The sequence below is a fragment of the Streptomyces sp. NBC_01716 genome, assembly GCF_036248275.1.
GTDB lineage: Bacteria > Actinomycetota > Actinomycetes > Streptomycetales > Streptomycetaceae > Streptomyces.
This window is the reverse complement of sequence record NZ_CP109181.1, coordinates 920,290-939,650: the sequence shown is the minus strand read 5'-3', so window position 1 is coordinate 939,650 and position 19,361 is coordinate 920,290. Positions and strand designations below refer to the sequence as shown.

At 71.2% G+C, this 19,361-nt stretch carries 17 protein-coding genes and 1 pseudogene; 10 read left to right on the top strand and 8 right to left on the bottom strand.

The genetic code is table 11. From position 1 onward, the window contains the following. Positions 1-82 precede the first annotated feature (82 nt). A complete protein-coding gene (locus OIE74_RS04060; protein ID WP_329378483.1) occupies positions 83-1,078 on the bottom strand; it encodes a substrate-binding domain-containing protein in 996 nt (331 codons plus the stop codon). A gap of 240 nt (positions 1,079-1,318) precedes the next feature. Then, positions 1,319-2,194, bottom strand: coding sequence for a universal stress protein (locus OIE74_RS04055; protein WP_329378481.1), 876 nt, complete (start codon positions 2,192-2,194; stop codon positions 1,319-1,321). A gap of 193 nt (positions 2,195-2,387) precedes the next feature. Between OIE74_RS04055 and OIE74_RS04050 the strand changes: the two genes are divergently transcribed. Together OIE74_RS04050 and OIE74_RS04045 are read left to right on the top strand one after the other, a co-directional pair. Next, positions 2,388-3,221, top strand: a complete 834-nt coding sequence (locus OIE74_RS04050) for a universal stress protein (RefSeq protein WP_329378479.1) — start codon at positions 2,388-2,390, stop codon at positions 3,219-3,221. 119 nt (positions 3,222-3,340) lie between these two features. Beyond that, positions 3,341-5,047, top strand: coding sequence for a sensor histidine kinase (locus OIE74_RS04045; RefSeq protein WP_329392156.1), 1,707 nt, complete (start codon positions 3,341-3,343; stop codon positions 5,045-5,047). Between the two features lie 14 nt (positions 5,048-5,061). Here the strand turns inward: OIE74_RS04045 and OIE74_RS04040 are convergent, their stop codons facing one another. Next, on the bottom strand, positions 5,062-5,544 hold the full coding sequence (locus OIE74_RS04040; protein WP_443076018.1) for a pyridoxamine 5'-phosphate oxidase family protein: 483 nt from the start codon (positions 5,542-5,544) through the stop codon (positions 5,062-5,064). Positions 5,545-5,749: 205 nt separating this feature from the next. On the opposite strand from OIE74_RS04040, the gene OIE74_RS04035 reads away from it, so the two are divergent. The 3 genes from OIE74_RS04035 to OIE74_RS04025 all read left to right on the top strand — a co-directional run bounded on the left by OIE74_RS04035 (position 5,750) and on the right by OIE74_RS04025 (position 8,323). Beyond that, positions 5,750-6,466, top strand: a complete 717-nt coding sequence (locus OIE74_RS04035; protein ID WP_329378475.1) for a response regulator transcription factor — start codon at positions 5,750-5,752, stop codon at positions 6,464-6,466. Between the two features lie 125 nt (positions 6,467-6,591). Continuing rightward, positions 6,592-7,206, top strand: coding sequence for a hypothetical protein (locus OIE74_RS04030; RefSeq protein ID WP_329378473.1), 615 nt, complete (start codon positions 6,592-6,594; stop codon positions 7,204-7,206). Positions 7,207-7,294: 88 nt separating this feature from the next. Beyond that, positions 7,295-8,323, top strand: coding sequence for a zinc-binding alcohol dehydrogenase family protein (locus OIE74_RS04025; RefSeq protein WP_329378471.1), 1,029 nt, complete (start codon positions 7,295-7,297; stop codon positions 8,321-8,323). Here OIE74_RS04025 and OIE74_RS04020 read toward each other — a convergent pair. After that, positions 8,292-10,733, bottom strand: a complete 2,442-nt coding sequence (locus tag OIE74_RS04020) for a glycoside hydrolase family 65 protein (protein ID WP_329378469.1) — start codon at positions 10,731-10,733, stop codon at positions 8,292-8,294. The genes OIE74_RS04025 and OIE74_RS04020 overlap by 32 nt on opposite strands. Positions 10,734-11,039: 306 nt before the next feature. Between OIE74_RS04020 and OIE74_RS04015 the strand changes: the two are divergent. After that, a pseudogene (locus OIE74_RS04015) lies at positions 11,040-11,767 on the top strand (response regulator). Between the two features lie 14 nt (positions 11,768-11,781). On the opposite strand, the gene OIE74_RS04010 reads toward OIE74_RS04015, so the two are convergent. From OIE74_RS04010 to OIE74_RS04000, 3 genes are all read right to left on the bottom strand, one after another. Further along, positions 11,782-12,243, bottom strand: coding sequence for a cyclic nucleotide-binding domain-containing protein (locus tag OIE74_RS04010; protein WP_329378467.1), 462 nt, complete (start codon positions 12,241-12,243; stop codon positions 11,782-11,784). Further along, on the bottom strand, positions 12,240-13,193 hold the full coding sequence (locus tag OIE74_RS04005) for a sensor histidine kinase (RefSeq protein WP_443076017.1): 954 nt from the start codon (positions 13,191-13,193) through the stop codon (positions 12,240-12,242). The genes OIE74_RS04010 and OIE74_RS04005 overlap by 4 nt, the downstream gene beginning before the upstream one ends. Positions 13,194-13,289: 96 nt before the next feature. Further along, positions 13,290-14,333, bottom strand: coding sequence for a zinc-dependent alcohol dehydrogenase family protein (locus OIE74_RS04000; RefSeq protein ID WP_329378465.1), 1,044 nt, complete (start codon positions 14,331-14,333; stop codon positions 13,290-13,292). Positions 14,334-14,559: 226 nt separating this feature from the next. On the opposite strand from OIE74_RS04000, the gene OIE74_RS03995 reads away from it, so the two are divergent. After that, a complete protein-coding gene (locus OIE74_RS03995; RefSeq protein WP_329378463.1) occupies positions 14,560-15,543 on the top strand; it encodes an Acg family FMN-binding oxidoreductase in 984 nt (327 codons plus the stop codon). A gap of 131 nt (positions 15,544-15,674) precedes the next feature. Beyond that, complete coding sequence (locus tag OIE74_RS03990) at positions 15,675-17,348, top strand: serine/threonine-protein kinase (RefSeq protein ID WP_329378461.1); 1,674 nt, start codon at positions 15,675-15,677, stop codon at positions 17,346-17,348. Positions 17,349-17,451: 103 nt separating this feature from the next. Here the strand turns inward: OIE74_RS03990 and OIE74_RS03985 are convergent, their stop codons facing one another. After that, the gene (locus OIE74_RS03985; RefSeq protein WP_329378459.1) at positions 17,452-17,574 is read right to left on the bottom strand and encodes a hypothetical protein; all 123 of its coding nucleotides are present in this window, start codon (positions 17,572-17,574) and stop codon (positions 17,452-17,454) included. Positions 17,575-17,662: 88 nt separating this feature from the next. Between OIE74_RS03985 and OIE74_RS03980 the strand changes: the two genes are divergently transcribed. Both OIE74_RS03980 and OIE74_RS03975 read left to right on the top strand, forming a co-directional pair. After that, a complete protein-coding gene (locus OIE74_RS03980) occupies positions 17,663-18,832 on the top strand; it encodes a hypothetical protein (protein ID WP_329378457.1) in 1,170 nt (389 codons plus the stop codon). Beyond that, positions 18,829-19,338, top strand: a complete 510-nt coding sequence (locus OIE74_RS03975) for a hypothetical protein (RefSeq protein ID WP_329378455.1) — start codon at positions 18,829-18,831, stop codon at positions 19,336-19,338. The genes OIE74_RS03980 and OIE74_RS03975 overlap by 4 nt, the downstream gene beginning before the upstream one ends. Positions 19,339-19,361 lie beyond the last annotated feature (23 nt).

The following is a 19,361-nucleotide window of genomic DNA, read 5'->3' as shown; positions in this document are numbered from 1 at the left end:
GGGACGGGTCCGGAAGCCGGTTCGGGAAGGGGGCGGAGGCCGGGGCCACGGTGAGACCCGGCCGCCGGGGTGGGACTCGGTGTCATTCCTTGCCCGCGAGGGCGAACGTGGTGGAGCCGGTGTACTTGGCGGCGTTGTCCCGGTCGACGAGACCGGTCCCGGCGTCGACGGACGCGGGGGCCTTCTTGCCCGCCTGGACATCGAGGGCCGTCCGCACGGCCGTGCCACCGAGGGAGATCGGGTCGTTGAGGGCCGTGGCGACATACGGACCGTCGGCGGCTATGGACTTCACCGCCTCCATCAGGCCGTCGACCCCCGCGACCATCACGTCGCCGCGGTTGTTCTCCTTGAGCACCTGGAGCGCCCCGAGAGCCATGTCGTCGTTGTGGGCGTAGACCGCCTTGACGTCGGAGTTCGTCTGGAGGAGGTCCTGAGTGGCGGTGACGGCCTTGGAACGGATGTAGTCGCAGTAGGGCCCGGCGACGATCTTGATCTTGCTGTTCCCGGCCACGGCCTCGTGGAAGCCGGCGCTGCGGTCGCGGGCGACCGCGCCACCCGCGTCACCCTTGATCTCAAGGATCTTGCCGCCCTGGGCGCCCATCGCCTTGGCGACCTGCTCCCCGACGAGCCGGCCCATCTCCTTGTTGTCCCGGCCGACGTGGGACGCGGCGCCGCCCGAGGGCACCGGACGGTCGACGGTGACGACCGGGATGCCCGCGGCCTTCGCGGCGGCGAGACCCGCCTTGACGCCCTTGGGGTCCACCGGGTTTATCAGCAGCACGTCGACGCCGCGCGTGATCAGGTCCTGGATGTCGTTGTTCTGCTTGGTCACGTCATCGCCGGCATCGGCGAAGTTGAGCTTGGCGCCGGCCTTCTTCGCGGCCTGCTCGGCTCCGGTGCGCAGCTGCACGTAGAACGGTGACTGCTGGGTCGCCTGGCTGAAGCCGATGGACAGGTCGCCGGTGGCCTTCTTGCCTCCGCCGTCGGTGCCACCGGGGCTGGTGGATACCGAGCAGGCGGCGAGTGACGCAAGGGTGGATGTCGCGATAAAGATCCCGAAGATGCGCTTGATACGCATGTGGGCCTCCTGATGTGGTCCTGGCGAGGGACAGTAGGTCGGCCGTTAACCTCCAGGCAACACATGCGGTTTTTTTTGCTCTCATGAGCAGGGCGGATAAACGGCCGGACACACCGAAGCGCGGGACCCGGCGATGGTCGCCGGGCCCGCGCGATTGACCTGCTGTTACGTTCGTTTTCCTGCCGACGGCAGGACGATCGCCCGTGACCGTCCGGGGCCCGGGGGTCCGGGGGTCCGGGGTCAGGGGCGCTGGGGGACGATCGCCACCGGGCAGGGTGCGTGGTGGAGTACCGCGTGGTTGACGCTGCCGAGTTGGAGGGCCGGTGAGTTGTGGCGGCGGCGGGCGCCGATCACCACCAGATCGGCGGATTTCGACGCGCCCAGCAGACCGTCGCGAGCGGGGCCGTTGAACGTTTCCTGGACGACCCGCACCGACGGGTGCCGATGGGCGGACTTCCGCAGCGCGGCGGTGAGCAGTTCCCGCGCCTCGTGCTCCTGGTTCTCCGTGAACAGGTCCGGGGGGATCGGCACGTCGGGCAGTACGTAGGCCGGGGTCCTCCAGGCGTGTACCGCGTGCAGCCGGCTGCGACGCGTCTGGGCCTCCGCGAAGGCGAACTCCGTTGCCGCCGAGCTGCGTTCGGCGTCGTGCACGCCCAGCACCACCTGGTTGAAGCCGCCCCGGACACTGGCCGGTGCGCCCCGTACGACGATGACAGGACCGGACGCGCGGGCCGCCAGCTGGAGGCCGACCGACCCGAGGAGCAGCCCCGTCAGGGTGCCATGGCCTCTGCTGCCGATGACCACGGCGTACGCCTCCTCGCTCTCGCGCAGCAGCGCGGGTACGGCGGCGTCGGGCAGCACGGTGCTGGAGACCTTCAGCTCGGGCCGGCCCACCCGGGCCCGCCTGGCCGCTCCGGTGACGACATCTTCGGCCCAGGTCCCGTCCATCGACTCACCTGCGCCGAGTGGCGATCGGACGCTGTCGTGCGGCTCCCAGAGGTGGGCGTACACCACACGCAGCGGCAGCGTGTGCCGTACCGCCTCGTCCGCGGCCCAGTCCAGCGCCCGCAGACTCGATTCGGATCCGTCGATGCCGACCACCAGGGGGAACTCCACCGTTCCCACCACCTTCCGTATCCGCTCACGTTGTTGTCCCGAGCAACGTGGCACCGGCCGCCGGCCCGGGGGTAGGGCCGGTCGGACCCCCGGGCGGGTCCGGTCGGCTCCTGTGGAACGCCCGCCCCAGGCACCAGAGTTGGGTCGCGGGCCCGGCCGGAGGGTCCGCCAGGGGCAGGAGGGGAGAACGCGCATGCTCGAACACCATGTGGTCGTGGGCGTCGACGGATCGGTCGTCGCGACCCGCGCGCTGGACGCGGCGGCCGAGGAGTCGAGGCGCCGGGCGGTGACTCTGGAGATCGTGTACGGCGTGCCCGACCTGGACGTCGCCGGACCGGTCCTGACCACGTCGGCCGACCGGGTCCTCGCACGCCACCCCCAACTCCCCGTCCGCCTCACGGCCGTGGCCGCCGACCCCGCCACGGCCCTGCTGACCCGCGGCAGGACCGCGGCGCTCGTCGTCGTCGGCACACGCGCCCTGCGCGCTCCCGCCTCGCTGGCGTCGCGGTCCGTGGCCCAGAGCGTCGCCGAACGGAGCCGCTGCCCACTCCTCGTGGTCGGCGCCGGGTGCCCCACTGGCCAACTCCGGGCGGGCGAGGTGCTGTTCGCCGTCGAAAGCGACGCCGACCTCGAAGCCGCGGGCTTCGCCTTCGAGGAAGCCGTACGGCGCGGTGCCCGCCTGCGCTTCGTACACACCGCGCACTACCGGCCCTCCACCGCCGACGCGCCGTTCTCCACCGCTCGCGCCACCGGGGCGGAGTGCCCCGCCGGGATGGATGACCGTGACCACGACCGGATCGCGCCCGTGCCCGACAGCGAGCTGATCACCGCCACGTCCGGCGCCGACGCGGTGGTCGTCGCGTACCGCCGGCACGGCGGAAAACGCTCACGGCGCCTGCGCACCGTGCACGCGCTGCTGCACCACGCGCGCTGCCCGGTCCTGCTGGTTCCCTCCGGACTCACTCCGCCCGGCGACGGCAGCGGCCCTGTACGAGCCGACGGCCGCTCGGGTCCCTCGGGACCGTAGGCGCCCGTCGTACCTCCACCCTCCACACAACGCCTGACAGGGCCGCTAGTCTGTCCCCCGGTCCAGGCTGTGGAGGAGCGACGGTGGGCGAGCAGGATCCGTTCTCTCAGATACCGAAGATGCGGCTCGACGAACTCCTTGACGAGCTTCAGACCCGTATCGACGCCGCCCGGGGCACCAGGGACCGGGTGCACAGCCTGCTGGAGGCCGTCGTCTCGGTGGGGCGGGAGCTGGACCTCGCCCAGGTGCTGCGGCGGATCGTGGAGGCTGCCGCCGTCCTCGTCGACGCCCGCTACGCGGCGCTCGGGGTGATAGGCCCGGACGGTCGCAGACTGTCCCAGTTCCTGACGGTCGGTGTCACGGACGAGGAGATCGAGGAGATCGGGCCACTGCCCGCGGGCCACGGTCTGCTGGGTGAGCTGATCCGCAATCCCGAACCGCTGCGGCTCACGGATCTGACGGCGCACGAGGCGTCCTACGGATTCCCGGCCCGCCACCCGCCGATGCGCACGTTTCTCGGAGTGCCCATCCGGGTGCGTGACCAGGTGTTCGGAAATCTGTATCTGACCGACAAGCGCGGCGGGCAGGACTTCGACACCGAGGACGAAGCCGTCATCTCCACCCTGTCGGTGGCGGCGGGTGTGGCCATCGACAACGCCCGGCTGTACGAGGGCGTGAGGCTCCAGCAGAGCTGGCAGCGTGCGAACACGGAGATCACCAACAGCCTGTTCTCCGGCAGCCCGCGCGCGGAGGTTCTCGGTCTCATCGCCGACCGGGCCAGAGAACTCACGGGAGCCGAGCGCGCCGACATCTCCCTTCCCGTGCCCGGAACCGACAGCCTCGTCGTGGAACTCGCCGCCGGAGGCAGGGAAGAGGAACGGCGCGGTCTGGTCCATCCGGTCGACGGCACCCTGCCCGGCGCCGCCTACCGCGAAGGCGGCCCTGTCGCCACGGCCTCTCTGGCGGACGACGACCGCTTCACCGGCGCAGCCGGTGATCTCACGAAGCCGGGGCCCGCCGTCGCCGTCCCCCTGGGCACCGCCGAGCACCGTCTCGGAGTGCTGCTGCTGGTCAGGACCGCGGGAGAGCCGGTCTTCACGGACAGTGAGATCGATCCGCTGCTCGTCTTCGCCGGCCAGGCCGCTGTCGCTTTGGAGCTGGCCGAACGACGCAGCGACACCGAACAGTTGACGCTCCTGGCGGACCGCGACCGCATCGCGCGCGATTTGCACGATCTGGCGATCCAGCGGCTGTTCGCCACCGGGATGACCTTGCAGAGCGCCGCGCGGCTGGTGGACCACGCGGGGGCCGCCGAACGGCTCACCCGTGCCGTCGGCGACCTGGACGAGACGATCAAAATCATCCGCAGCACGATCTTCGGCCTGCGTGTCAGGGACGAGGAGGCCGGGCGCAGCCTGCGGGCGCGTGCCGCGCGCACGGCCGGTGAGGCGGCGTCCGTCCTCGGCTACCCGCCCCGTCTCAGCATGGAGGGTCTCCTGGACACCGACGTGCCGGCGCCGGTCGCCGACCACGTGCACGCCGCGCTGGGCGAGCTGTTGAGCAACGCCGGACGCCACGCACACGCCACCCGGGTGGAGGTCGATCTCCAGGCCACCGCCGACGAGGTCGTCCTGACCGTCACGGACAACGGCCGCGGCATCCCACCGGATGTACCGCGCAGCGGTCTGCGGAATCTGGCCGAGCGGGCCCGGGGCGCGGGAGGGACCTTCACGATCGAGACGCCCGCCGGCGGCGGCAGCCGATTCGTCTGGCGCGCCCCTCTGCTTCAGGAAGAACACGGTCGACCGGCCCAGACCGTCGGCTGAACGTCGGTCGCCGCTCAGCCGCCCGTCGGGTGCCCCGCCGCGGGGGTGAGCCTGAACCCGGTGATCAGCTCGGGACGGATACGCAGCACATCGGTCATCGTCCGGGCCACCCACGGACGCAGCAGATCCCGGTAGCGTTCGAGGTCGGCCGGATCGTCCACCAGACGCGCGTATCCCGTCACGACGACGCTCCAGCCCACGTGCCGCACCGGGTCGATGACATCCGCCTCGTACGCCACGACCGCTCCAGGCGGGTCGCTCGGCGCCTTCAGCGACGCGAGCGCGGAACCGTCACCGAGCCGGATGATGATGTCCTCCCCGTCCAGCAGATGGTTGAGCGGACGGATCGCCGGCAGCGCGCTCTCGGTGAACACGAGGCGGCCGAGTGACACCGAGCGCAGCAGGCTCAGCGCGTCAGCACGCTCCAGCGCTTCCATGTGCCGGGGCATCTGTGTCTCCCGGGCGCTCGGCGACGGCCGCGGGACCCGCTCGCTCATCATCCACAACCTTTGCTCTCGCCGAGCCCGATCACGCGCTCGTCTGCCGGACAACCAGGGTCCCCTCGTGGTCGCCCGGGTGCCAGGGCCGAACGGTCCATCCCTCACGGACATTTCGCTTCACATGGCTTTTGACGCCCGTTGCGGCGAGGATGCACCAGGTGGGGCGATGGATGACCGGAGCCAGGGATCGAGGGGAGCGGTAGTGACGGACAGCGGGAGCGGCGAGGGCTCGACGGCACCGGTGAGCGTCTTTCTGCTTGACGACCATGAAGTGGTGCGGCGGGGCGTGCGCGATCTGCTGGACGCCGAACCTGATCTGACTGTCGTGGGGGAGGCGTCCACGGCGGAGCAGGCACTGGTCCGCATTCCCGCGCTGCGTCCGCGGGTCGCCGTACTCGACGTACGGCTGGCGGACGGTGACGGGGTCGCGGTGTGCAGGGAACTGCGTTCACGCATGCCGCAGTTGGCCTGTCTGATGCTCACCTCCTTCGACGACGAGGAGGCGTTGCTCGACGCCATCATGGCCGGCGCTTCGGGTTACGTCCTGAAGCAGATCAGCGGCACGGACCTGGTCACCGCGGTCCGTACCGTCGCATCGGGGCAGTCCATGCTCGACCCCGGGACCACCTCACGCGTGATGGCACGACTGCGCGGCGAGGCCGAACCCGAGCAGCGGACGCCCGGCCTGCCGGACCTGACCGAGCGCGAGCGGGAGATCCTCGTCCTCGTGGGGGAGGGACTGACCAACCGCGAGATCGGCGAACGCCTCTACCTGGCGGAGAAGACGGTGAAGAACAACATCTCCCGGCTGCTGGCCAAACTGGGCGTCGAACGACGGGTCCAGGCCGCGGTCATCGCCACCCAGGCGAACGCCGCGAACGAACGGCACGGCACATCCCCGAGGTCTGAACGGCGCTGACGGAGAGGGCCGTTCGGCCCTCGGAGGAGGGCCTGTCGCCGCTGTGCGCCGCCTTCGGCCGGCGGGATATTGAGTGTGCAAGCAGCAGCCACACCGTATCCACCGTCCCGAAGGGGTCAACGACAATGGCAGTTCACGAGGGTTCGCGCCGGCCTCGTACTTCACGGCCGGGACTTGACGATCAGGCCCTGAGCATCGCGGACGCCGCCCGAACCGGTGCGGATGTCTTCCTCCCGAGGATCCTCGCCGTCGTACGGCTGGTCCTCGGAGGGGTGTTCCTCTGGGCCTTCCTGGACAAGGCGTTCGGCTGGGGATACGCGACTCCCGGCGGAGCGGCCTGGATCGACGGAGGCTCGCCGACGAAGGGCTTCCTGAGCGGCGTCTCCGCGGGGCCGCTGGAGTCCACCTTCCACAGCTGGGCCGGCCAGGCATGGGTCGACTGGCTGTTCATGCTCGGCCTCCTCGCGATCGGCGTGACCCTGCTCGCCGGCTTCGCCCTGCGGTTCGCCGCGGTGGCGGGCACCTTGATGATGGGCATGATGTGGCTCGCGGAATGGCCGCCCGCCAGACATCTCTCCGACGGCGCGCCCAGCATGTCGAGCAACCCCGTCCTCGACTACCACATCGTGTACGCGGTGGTCCTGATCGGCCTCGCCGCCGCCTACGCCGGCCGGACCTGGGGTCTGAGCGCCCTGTGGGAGCGACTCCCGGTCGTCAACCGCAACCGCTGGTTCCACTGACCGGATCGCCCACCGGTCCGGGACACGGTCACCGTGTCCCGGACCGGTGTCGTTTGCCCCGGCAGCCCACCTGCCACAGGCTTGAATCATGACGTCCGCAGTCTCCGGAGAACCGACGCACGCCTGGGCCGTCGAGAGGCCGGGACCCATCGGCACCGGACCCCTGACCCGGGTCCGTCGGCGCCCACCCGACCCAGGGCCCGGCGACCTGCTGCTGCGGGTAGAGGCGTGCGGTGTCTGCCGTACCGATCTGCACCTGGCCGAAGGCGATCTCGCGCCCCGGCGGCCATCGACCGTACCCGGCCACGAGATCGTCGGCCGCGTCGTCGCCACCGGCGACGCGGTGGACTCGTTCCGTGCGGGTGACCGCGCCGGCGGCGCGTGGCTGCGCGGCACCTGCGGAAAGTGCCGCTACTGCCGGGCCGGGCGGGAGAACCTCTGCCCCTGGTCCACCTACACGGGATGGGACGAGGACGGCGGCTTCGCCGATCTGGCACTGGTCCCGGCGGCCTTCGCCTACCCGCTCCCGGAAGACCGGGACGCCGCCCCGCTCGCGCCCCTCCTGTGCGCCGGGATCATCGGCTACCGCTCGCTGCGTCGCGCCGCACTGCCCGAGGGCGGGCGGCTGGGCATCTACGGCTTCGGCGCCTCCGCCCATCTGGCGGCCCAGGTGGCCCTGGCCGAGGGAGCCACCGTCCATGTGCTGACCAGATCGGCACGGGCACGTGAACTGGCGCTCAGCCTCGGTGCCGCCTCGGCCGGTGACGCCTACGGCCGCCCGCCCGAACCGCTGGACTCGGCCATCCTCTTCGCCCCCGTGGGCGACCTCGTGCCGGTGGCCCTGGAGGCGCTGGACCGCTCGGGCACACTCGCGGTCGCCGGTATCCACCTCACCGACATCCCCTCGCTGAACTATCAGCGCCATCTCTTCCAGGAGCGTGACCTGCGCAGTGTCACCTCCAACACCCGCCAGGACGGACGCGAGTTCCTGGCCCTTGCCGACCGGATCGGCATCGAGGTCACGGTGAGTCCGTACCCGATGGACCGCGCGGACCAGGCGCTGGGCGACCTCGCGGCCGACCGCGTCAACGGCGCCGCCGTGCTCGTGCCGGGCTGACCTTCCCCCGGGCCAGATCGAGCCGGCGGTCGGTACCGGGCGGGACCGCCCACTCCTTCCCGTCGAGAACGAGGCGTACGGGATCCTCCTCCGATTCCGGCACGGCGATCCGTACCCGGTGCGCCCGGATCCGCAGGTCCACGTCCCAGTGGTTCCGGTAACGGATGCCGACCCGGAACTTCGACAGCTGAGGCAGCGGCGCGGGATCGAGCCACAGCCCGTCGGCGCGCGTCTCCAGCCCGGTCAGACAGCGCTGCACGAAATCCAGGGTCCCGGCCATGGCGCCCAGATGGATGCCCTCCCCGGTGGTGCCGCCCTGGATGTCCGCCACGTCCCCGATGAGAGCCTCCTCCGCGTAGGCCCACGCCTCGTCCCTGCGCGCCCTCGCCAGCACCCACGCGCTGACCAGGGCGCTGAGCGTCGAACCGTGGCTGGTGCGCGGCAGGTAGTAGTCGATGGCGGCACGCCAGGACTCGTCGTCGAACCGGTGACCGAGCTGCCGGAAGAGACCCGCGAGTTCCCGGGGCGAGAAGAGATAGCCGAGCATCAGCACGTCCGCCTGCTTCGACGCCTTGTACCGGTTGACCGAGTCCCCCTCGGCCTCCAGGATCCGGTCCAGCCGGCGGATGTCGCCGTAGCGCCCGCGGTACCGCTCCCAGTCGAGTTCAGCGAGGTCCGCGTATCCCTCGAACTGGCTGACGACGCCCTCGTGGTACGGCACATGGAGGCGGTGCGCGATGTCGTCCCAGCGGTCCGGCTCGCCCGGATCCATTCCGAAACGCTCGAACAGCTCCTGTCGGCGCGTACGGGGAAGCGCGCGACCCAGTTCGAGCGCCCGGGTCAGCACCCACGCGGCGGTGACGTTCGTGTACGCGTTGTCGTCGAGCCCCGGCGTGGTGGAGTCCGGGTAGCCGTCGTGGTACTCGTCGGGGCCGACGACACCCCGGAGGCGATAGCGGTCCAGCGAGGGGTCCCAGACCGCGGCGTCCGCCCAGAAGCGGGCGATCTGGATGAGCATCTCCGCGCCCTTGCCGTGCAGGAACTCCGTGTCGCCGCTGGCCTCGGCGTACCGCCACACGTTGTACGCGACCGCCGATCCGACGTGGTGCTGCAGGCGGGAGTGGTCGGGCAGCCAGCGGCCCGAACGCGGGTTGAGATGGAGTTCCGGTGACTCCTCGCGTCCGTCGCTGCCGCTCTGCCACGGGTACATCGCCCCCACACGTCCCGCGTCCGCCGCCGCCCGGCAGGCCGCCGGCAGCCGCCGGTGCCGGTAGCCGAGAAGCGCCCGGGACACCTCCGGGAAGTGCAGGTTCAGATACGGCAGGACGAACAGCTCGTCCCAGAAGACATGCCCTCGGTACGCCTCGCCGTGCAGCCCCCTCGCGGGTACCCCGACGTCCAGCCCTGCGGTGTGCGGGGAGAGCGTCTGGAGTACGTGGAACAGGTGCAGCCGCAGAATCGAGCCCGCCTTCCCGGGCACGTCGAGAGCCGCCCGCCGCCAGATGTGCTCCCACGCGCGGTGGTGCGAGGCGAGCAGACGCGGGAAGCCCGGGGCCCGCCGTACGGCCTCGACGGCCGTCGGCAGGGGACCGCTGATCGCCGGATCGCGCGAGGTGTACAACGCGACCGTCTTGTCGACGACCACCGTCTCGCCCCGTCCCACGGGGATCGTCAGGGTCTGGGCGGCGCGCCGGTCGGCGAGACGGGTACGGGGCGTGATGTCGCGGTGGCCGGCCACCCTGGTCCGCGAGGCCAGCGCGACAAGGATGTCGGAGTTGAGTGTGCGGCAGCACAGCCACACCGTGTCGTGTTCCTCGGAGCCGGTACGCCACCGTGTCAGATGCTGGTCCGCGAGGTCCGCGTAGCGGTCGACGCCGGCGTTCCGTACGTCGCCGTCGACGGCCGTCTCGACCTCCAGCTCGCCCGCCCAGCCCTCGGCGGTGAACGAGGTGCGCTGCGCGGCCAGATGGGGCTCGCCCATATGGACCAGCCGGCACTCCTCCACGCGCAGCCGAGGTCCGGCGGGGTCCTCCGCCGCCGTGTAGACCGACCCCCGCGTGAGTGTGCCGTGCCGGAGATCCAGCGTCTGCCCGTACTCGATCAGCTCGGGGCCGCCGGGCGCCAGCCACGGGCCGGGGCGTGCGCCTTCGACGCGGACGCGGTAGCGGAGCGGCAGCCAGTTGGGCAGGTTGACCATGTCCTCGTTCTCGACCTGGCGTCCCCCGACCGTGGACGTCAGCCGGTTGTAGCACCCCGCCGCGTAGGTGCCCGGGGAGTGCCAGGGCCGGGCGGAGATCTCCGACGCCGATCCACGGGTGGCGAAGTAGCCGTTGCCCAGGGTGCACAAGGCCTCGCGCAGGCGTTCCTGCTCCGGGTCGAAACCCTCGTACGTCCATGTCCCCGCCCGCACAGCGGGTCCCTCGCCCCCGCCCCGGCGGCTCAACGTAGGGGCCCGTCTCCGCCGCCGGCGACCGGGCCGGGTGCCGACGTGCTCGCGTCTCGCATCGCTTCCTCCCGCATCGCGTCCTCCGGAACGTCGTGAAGCCGGGCGCCGGATTCCAGCGTCCCCCCGACAGACGCTCCCGGCCAACGCACCACAGGGCCCCGGAGCCGGAGCCCTACGGCCGGAGCAGGGGCCCGTTCGGCCCTGGTCCGGCCCCGGAAGGCGGGCGAGGATGGAGACCGGGACTGGTCCACGAACCGCGGAAGGACCGATATGAGTGAGGCAAGGGAGTTCTCGCCGTCCCACCCGATCCGGGTTTTCCTGCTCGACGACCATGAGGTCGTCCGGCGCGGCGTACAGGACCTGCTCGACGCCGAACCCGATATCGAGGTGGTCGGCGACACGGGTACGGCCGCTCACGCGCTGGCCCAGGGCCCGGCCCTGCGCCCGGATGTCGCCGTGCTCGACGTACGGATTCCCGACGGCGACGGAATCACGGTCTGCCGGGAGCTGCGCTCCCGCATGCCCCGGCTGGCCTGCCTGATACTCACGTCGTTCGACGACGACGCGCTCCTCGACGCGATCATGGCCGGGGCCGCCGGATACGTGCTGAAGGAGATCAAGGGGTCGGACCTGGTGGCCGCCGTGCGGACGGTGGCCTCGGGCCAGTCCATGCTCGACCCGGCCACCACGACCCGGCTGATGAGGAATCTCCGCGGCGAGGAGGGCGGTGGCGGTACGGAGGCCGAGCAGGGCGCCCTGTCGCAGCTCTCACCTCGTGAGCGGGAGATTCTCGTGCTGATCGGGAGGGGCTCACCAACCGTGAGATCGGCGGACGGATCTTTCTGTCCGAGAAGACGGTCAAGAACCACATCTCGCGACTGCTGGCCAAACTCGGCGTCGAGCGGCGTATCCAGGCCGCGGTTCTCGCCACGGAGGCGGCTACCCGGGTCGACGACCACACGGGCCGGCCGGACGGCCACACCGGCGGACACCGCTGATCAGGGGGCTGCCGTCACTCGATGGACAGCCTGGCTTCGCTGCCTTGCGGGGCGTACATGCCCAGAAGGCGGATTCGGGTCGCCTGGAGACGGTCCGCCACCACTTCCAGCACGCGGCGGGTCAGCGCGAGTCCGAGGACGGGGTCCTCGTCGCACAGAGCCCGTACGGCGCGGGCGTCGAACTCGTCGGCCCGGACCATGCTGAAGGCTTCGGCACCCAGCCGCCAGGTGTACGGCGGGACCAGCCACGACCATCCCAGCAGGTCACCGTGGCCCAGCATCTCCAGCGTGCCCGTGTTCCGCGCACGCCTGTGCAGATCGAGGTTGACCGCGCCTGTCCGGATGACCCAGAACCGGTCCGCCGGATCCCGGTCCTCGAAGATCCGGGTACCCGCCGCGAAGGAGACCGGACGGGAGAACTCCATCAGATGCTCCCGTCCCTGGCCGGGCAGAGCGTTCAGCAGAGTCATGGTCATGGCCGTACCTCCAGATTCCGCTCCGTCCGCCGAACCCCGACGCCCTGCCGGACGGGTCGCTCGACTTCCAGGGTGCCTGTGGTGACCGGGCTCGGGCAAGGACCGCCCGGCCTCGTGGGTGGTCCGAACGGCCCCTTGTCCTCGCCGGGTGCTTCGAGCGTCATGGTGCCGCCCAGGCCGCGGGCCCGCTTGGAGAGGTTCTCCAGCCCGCTTCTCCGGCTGTCCTTCCCGATGCCCACCCCGTTGTCGGAGACCGACAGGGTCAGCGTCCCGCCGGGGACCACGAGGGACACCGGCGCCGAGGTGGCGTGCGCGTGCCGTGCGACGTTGCTGAGCGCCTCCGCGAGGACGGCGACGACATGCTCGGCCGCCTCCGGCGGCACATCCGTGTCGAGCAGGCCCTCCATGCGCAGGGACGGCGTGAAACCGAGAGAACGCACCGCCTCCTGGACCGCGTCGGCGGCTGGGGCCCGCAGCCCGAGTTTGGACCGCCCCGCTTCCCGGACGCGCAGCCCGAAGATCGTCGAGCGAATGATCTTGATGGTCTCGTCGAGGTCGTCCACGGCGCGCAGCAGCCGCTCCTGCGCTCCGGGATGGTCGACGAACCGGACGACGCTCTGGAGGGTCATCCCCGTGGCGAAGAGCCGCTGGATCGCCAGATCGCGCAGGTCCTGGGCGATGCGGTCGCGGTCCTCCAGCACGGTCATCTGCTCGGAGGCGCGCCGGCGCTCGGCGAGTTCCATGGCGAGTGCCGCCTGCGCGGCGTACGTGAGCAGAGGGGCCGTCTCCGCCCGGGTGAACAGGGCGCCCGAACGCAGCCTGGCCAGCAGAAGGACGCCGCGCACCTCCTCGCTGGCGATCATCGGCACCGCGACGGCCGGCCCCGCATCGGGCAGGCCGCCCCGGCGCCTTGGCCGGTCGTCGCCGTACCTGCCCGTGTCGTCGCCCACGAGTCCTCCGTCGGGGCAGTCCAGCCCTAGAGGGTGTAACTCCACGGTAGCCACTGCTTCTGTGACCGCATCCTGTACCGGAAGCGGGTCGCCTCCCTACGCTCCCGCCCTCTTCAGGACGACCTTCAGCGCCCCGCTGTCGGCCGCGCCGAAGACCTCGTACGCCTCTTCCATCCGGTCGAGAGCGAAGGTGTGTGTGACCAGCGAGCCCGTGGGAAACCGTCCGGCGGCCGTCATGCCCAGCAGCATCGGGGTGGAGGAGGTGTCCACCAGGCCGGTCGTGATCGTCACGTCCTTGATCCACAGGTCCTCCAGGTGGAGCACCGCCGGTTTTCCGTGGACGCCGACGTTCGCGACGTGTCCGCCGGCGCGCACCGTGCGGGTGCACAGCTCGAAGGTCTCCGGCACACCGACCGCTTCGATCGCCACGTCGGCGCCCGAGCCGCCGGTGAGATCAGCGATCACCCGGGCGGGGTCCTCCGCCCCGTTCACCACCTCGTCGGCACCGAATCGCCGAGCGGCCTCCAGCCTGGCGGGAGAGAGGTCGACCGCGATGATCCGGCCGGGACTGAACAGCCGTGCCGTCGTGATCGCCGCCAGCCCGATCGGCCCCGATCCGACCACCACGACCGTGTCACCGGGGCCGACCCGGCCGTTGAGGACTCCCACCTCGTAGGCGGTGGGGAGGATGTCGGCGAGCAGTACGGCGTCCTCGCTGCTCACGCCGCCGGGCAGGGGGTGAACGGACATGTCCGCGAAGGGAACGCGCACGTACTCGGCCTGCGTACCGTCGATCAGATGCCCGAGCACCCAGCCACCGCCGCCGAGGCACTGGCCGTACCGGGCCTCGCGGCAGTAACGGCAACGCCCGCACGCCGAGATGCAGGAGACCAGCACGCGGTCCCCCGGCCGCACGGTCCGCACGTCGCGGCCGGCCTCGACCACCTCGCCGACCGCCTCGTGTCCGAGGACCGTCCCCGGAGCGACTTCCGGGACGTCCCCCTTGAGGATGTGCAGATCGGTTCCGCAGATCGTGGTCGCGTCGACGCGGACCACCACGTCCCCCGCGTCCTTGAGCGCGGGGTCGGGGACCTCGTCCCACGACGACTTTCCCGGCCCGTGAAAAACCAGTGCCTTCATGACGTGTCCCCTTCTCCGGGTGTGTGGCTGTGGCTGCCACACACCCGAGCGTGACTCCCGTCGGCACGGCGCCCCAGGGGCCACTCAGCCCTTTCGGGCGTCGACAGGTCCCGGGAAGGGGCTTCCACACCAGGTCGGCGAGGCTCCGGGAAAGGGGCCGGTCGGCCCCTGCCCCGAACCCCGTCACAGCTCCATGCTGGAAGTACGACGAGGCTCGGGAGGCACCGTGTCCGCACAGACGATCGACGAGCGGACGGTGACGGGGCTCGTGGCCGACGCCACCGCCGCACCGTCGATGCACAACGCACAGCCGTGGCTGTTCGGGTACGCCCCGAGCACCCGCACCTTCACGATGTACGCGGATCCGGCGCGTGCCCTGCCGCACGAGGACCCCGACGGACGAGGTCTGCACATCGGGTGCGGAGCGGCGCTGCTCAACCTGCGGGTCGCGCTCGCCCACCTCGGTTTCCGCTCCGAGACGGCGCTGCTGCCCGATCCGGCCGCTCCGGATCTCCTGGCGACCGTACGCGTCGGCTCCGCCACGACGGCGACGCCGCGGGCCGACCTGTACCCGGCGATCCACGAAAGGCACACGAGCCGCTTTCCGTTCTCCGAGCGCGAGATTCCCGCCGGTCTCCGGGACCTGCTCGGGGAAGCCGCCCGCTTCGAAGGCGCCGAACTGGACTTTCTCGCGCCCACGCACCTGCACACCGTGCTGGATCTGATCAGGGACGCCGAGGGCTACAACCTCATGGACCCCGACCGGGACGCCGAGCGAGCCCGGTGGACGAGGAACTCCAGGACGGACGTCACCACCGACGGGGTGCCGGACTACGCCTTCGGGCCGCGCAAGCTCGGTGGAACCGCCCCCGCCCGTGACTTCGCAGGGCTCGACGCGGTCCGGGGCCGGCCCACCGTCGACTTCGAGGAACGGCCCCAACTGGCGCTGCTCAGCACGGCGTCGGACGGACCGGCCGACTGGCTGCGGACGGGGCAGGCGCTGGAACGGCTGCTCCTCGTCGCCACCCTGCACGGGCTGACGAGTTCGTTCGCCACCCAGGCACTCGAATGGTCCGATCTGCGGTGGCTGCTGCGCGATCCGGTCTCGGGCTCGGGGCATGTCCAGATGGTCCTGCGGCTGGGATACGGACCCCACGGACCGAAGACACAGCGTCGCCCCGTACGTGAGGTGCTGAGGTTCGCGGACTGATCGGGGATCTCCCGGGCCGGTGGACGCGGTCGAGAGCGCCTCTCTTCACCGCTCGGTCACGCCTCTTGTGCACAATGGCCATCAGTCGGCCCAACTGCCCCTATAGGAAAGGCAGTTCGTATGATGCCGCCATGGCAAGTCACGGGGATCTCATAGCGGGGCGCTACCGCATCACAACACCACTCGGACGCGGCGGTATGGGCACGGTCTGGCGGGCGAACGACGAACTGCTCGGCCGCGCCGTCGCGATGAAGGAGTTGCACGTCGACGAAAGGCTCTCGCCCGCCGAGGCCGAGAGCCGGCGGCAGCGCACACTGCGCGAGGCCCGTTCGGTCGCACAGGTGAAGCACCCCGGCGTGCTGGTCCTGCACGACGTCGTCCAGCACGACGAGCAGCCCTGGCTCGTGATGGAGCTGATCGACGGCCAGTCGCTCGCCGACCGGATCGCCACGGACGGCCCGGTCGCGCCCGCGGAGGCCGCCCGTATCGGCCTCGCCCTGCTGGCCGCGCTGCGCGCCGCGCACGCGGCCGGGGTGCTGCACCGTGACCTCAAGCCCGCGAACGTACTCCTGGAGGCGGCCACCGGGCGCGTGGTGCTGTCGGACTTCGGGATCGCGCAGGTCGACGGACAGGCGACGCTTACGGAGACGGGCGCGTTCGTCGGCTCCCCGGAGTACACCGCTCCGGAGCGGATGTCGGGGAAGCGTACGGGCCCGGAGTCCGACCTGTGGTCGCTCGGGGTGCTCCTCTGCGCCGCCGTCGAGGGCGAGTCGCCGTTCCGCCGCGACTCGATGGCGGAGGTGCTGCACGCCGTGGTGATCGACGAGGTCAAGGTGCCCGACTCGGCCGGTCCGCTGCTTCCCGTCGTGAACGGTCTCCTTGAGCGGGATCCCGGGCTGCGGCTCGGCGCCGACGAGGTCGAGCGGACACTGCGCGGCTTTCTGACGCAGGAGCGGATGCCCACCGTGCCCCACACACCGGTGAGTCCCAAGCCCGGGGCCCCGTCCCCTTCCGGCGCCCCGGTCGTGCTCGGCGCCGCATCCGCACCGGCCGCGCGCCCACGGGTCCGTACGGCGCTTCTCGTCGGCACCCTGGCCGTCGTCCTCGCGGCGGGCGGCACCGGTGCGTGGGTCATGACGAGGGACGACTCCGCCAAGGGGACGGAGGCGGGGAGCGGTCCCGCTGACGAGGTACGGGAGCGGGATTCCGAGACGGCGACGGAGAAGCCCTCCAAGACCCCCGACAAGTCGAAGGATTCCGGCAGGAAGGACTCCGACGCGGCCGAACCCCTCGGCGACGACGCGGACAAGCCCGCTTCCACCGGACCCGCGGAGACCCCCGGGGCCGGCGGCGACCCGGCCCCCAAGGGCTACCGGACCGTCACCGACCCGGCCGGCTTCAAGATGGCCACGCCCACGGGCTTCATCCGCACCGACGAATCACCCCGCGTCTTCTACAACTCGGCCGACAACGCCTTCCGTATCGGCGTCCATCCCCAGGCCCTGGACCCGAACGGCCCCGCCGCGGTGATGCGCCAGGCACACGCGTCGGGCCCGTCGGACTACCCCGGCTACCGCGACGGTTCCGTCCGCGAAACCACGCACAACGGATTCCCGGCCGCCGTCTGGGAGTTCACCTGGGACGGCGGCGCCGCCGACGGCGGACCGCGCCGAACGTACGACCTGAGCTGGGACGAGGGCGGCAAGATGTACGACCTCTGGGTCTCCGCACCGGCCGGCCAGGCGGCGGCTGCCGAACGCCACTTCGTCGAGGCCCACAGGTCCTTCGTACGGACGGGCTCCTGACACCAGGGCTGCAAGGTTCTCGCAAGGGTCTGTCCAGCCTTCCGTCCCCCCTGCCGGGCATCCCCTCGGCAGAAGGAAGTTCATGGCACTCGGAAGAGTGCGGTCAACAGGGGGACGCCATGTCGGCGTTGAGCAGGACCGGATCGATCACGTACGGATCCATCACGTACCGATCGACTCCGTACGGATCGAGTACGACAGGATCGGGCGCGACAGGATCGGGCACGACCGAAACGAACAGGTTCGAAACAAGCACCAGCGACGCGGGGACCACAGAGGCGAACACGGGTGAGTCACGGCAGTGGCTGACCCTGGTGGGGCGCAAGAGGATACTCGCGGTGGTCCACACCGTGACGTACGGGAAACGGCTGCTCGATGTCCTTTCCCTGCTGGAAGCCGACTTCCGGGTCCAGGTCCTCTTCACGGCACCGCCGCACGCCTTCGGCGACGACGTGCCCGCCTTCCTCGCGAGGCTGGGAAGCGTGGTGCTGCCGTGGGAGCAGGCCACCCGTATGACCTTCGACCTCGCCCTCGCCGCCGGGCCGCGGGGCGTGCAGTACATCGACGCACCGCTGATCACACTGCCGCACGGGGCCAACTATCTGAAGCGGGTGACCGAGGGAGCGAACACGGGCGTGGCCGGGCTGCGCAGGCAGGACATCCTGCCCGGCGGGCGGCTGCCCGCCGCCGTGGTCGTCCCGCACCACGCCGAACTGCGCGAGCTGGCGCGCGACTGCCCGGAGGCGCTCCCGCTGGCGCATGTGACCGGTGATCCCGTGCATGACCGGATCACCGCAAGCCTGCCGCTGCGCACCGCGTACCGTCGCGCGCTGGGGCTCGCCGAAGGAGAGAAATTCGTCGTCGCGGTCTCGACCTGGGGAGCGCACTCATCCTTCGGCCACTTCGACACGCTGCTGCCGCGGCTGATGGGCGAACTCCCGGCGGCGCGCTACCGTACGGCCCTGCTCGTCCACCCCAATGTGTGGGCCGGCCACGGGGCGTATCAGATTCGTGCGTGGCTGGCACGGTGCGGCCAACTCGGCATGGCGCTCGTGCCGCCGGAGGCGGACTGGCGCAGTGTCCTGATCGCGGCCGACTGGATCATCGGTGATCACGGCTCAGTCACCCTCTACGGGACGCTCACCGGGGCGCCGATGCTGCTGGCCACCTCGCCGGAGCGGGAGATCAATCCGTCGTCGCCCGCCGCGGCTCTCGCGGCGCACGCGCCGACGCTGTCGCCCACCCATCCGCTGATGGACCAACTCGCCTACGCGGCAAGCGAGTACCGGCCCGAGGAGTACGCGGCCATCGCCTCGCGCATCACGTCGGAGCCCGGCCGGTTCAACCGGAACATGCGCAGGCTGATGTACGGGCTCCTGGGGATGGGCCAGCCCGCGCACGAGCCGGTGACCGTCCCGCTGCCGGAACCGCCGCCGCTCCCGCTGCCCGGGTGGGCGCCAGGACGCGGGGAGGTGTCGGCGTGAAGCGCTTCGTCGTGGTCGATGCGGGCCCGGCCCCGGCTGTGCTGAACGCGCGTTGCGCCGACGCGTCGTTCGGCGTGCGCCTCGGCGCCGGGGTCGGTTTCGGCGGTGCGCCGGCGGTCGTCGACGAGCATCTTGTCGTGGACGTGGACGCCTGCCGGGACAACTGCCTGCTGGACTGCGCGGACGTACTCCAGGGAAGCCGGGCGCACTCGGTCCCCGACGCACTGCGCCGGTTGGCGGCGCTCACTTCGGCCCACCCGTCCTGCGGAATCGCCGCGTTGCCCCTGGCCGGTGCCGGGGGCGCGGGCGCGGGCGCAGGCGTGAGCGGCTGGGCCGTGGCCGGCGGCTCCGACCGGGCTGTCGTCCTCGTACCGTACGGCCCTCACCTGCCGTACCAAGCCTCCGGAGACGGGTCGTTGCTGCCGTCGTGCCTGCACGCCTGGCTGGTGGCTGGACGCTCGCTGCGGGAATGGCCGTACGCCCGCAACGCGCGACCGTCCAACTGAGAGGCGCAAGTCCAACCACACCC

What these genes read in the sequence shown, in the direction of transcription:
- OIE74_RS04060 (WP_329378483.1), bottom strand. Translation starts at nt 1,078, where the DNA reads ATGCGTATCAAGCGCATCTTCGGGATCTTTATCGCGACATCCACCCTT.
- OIE74_RS04050 (WP_329378479.1), top strand. Translation starts at nt 2,388, where the DNA reads ATGCTCGAACACCATGTGGTCGTGGGCGTCGACGGATCGGTCGTCGCG.
- OIE74_RS04045 (WP_329392156.1), top strand. Translation starts at nt 3,341, where the DNA reads ATGCGGCTCGACGAACTCCTTGACGAGCTTCAGACCCGTATCGACGCC.
- OIE74_RS04040 (WP_443076018.1), bottom strand. Translation starts at nt 5,544, where the DNA reads ATGAGCGAGCGGGTCCCGCGGCCGTCGCCGAGCGCCCGGGAGACACAG.
- OIE74_RS04030 (WP_329378473.1), top strand. Translation starts at nt 6,592, where the DNA reads ATGGCAGTTCACGAGGGTTCGCGCCGGCCTCGTACTTCACGGCCGGGA.
- OIE74_RS04025 (WP_329378471.1), top strand. Translation starts at nt 7,295, where the DNA reads ATGACGTCCGCAGTCTCCGGAGAACCGACGCACGCCTGGGCCGTCGAG.
- OIE74_RS04010 (WP_329378467.1), bottom strand. Translation starts at nt 12,243, where the DNA reads ATGACCATGACTCTGCTGAACGCTCTGCCCGGCCAGGGACGGGAGCAT.
- OIE74_RS04000 (WP_329378465.1), bottom strand. Translation starts at nt 14,333, where the DNA reads ATGAAGGCACTGGTTTTTCACGGGCCGGGAAAGTCGTCGTGGGACGAG.
- OIE74_RS03990 (WP_329378461.1), top strand. Translation starts at nt 15,675, where the DNA reads ATGGCAAGTCACGGGGATCTCATAGCGGGGCGCTACCGCATCACAACA.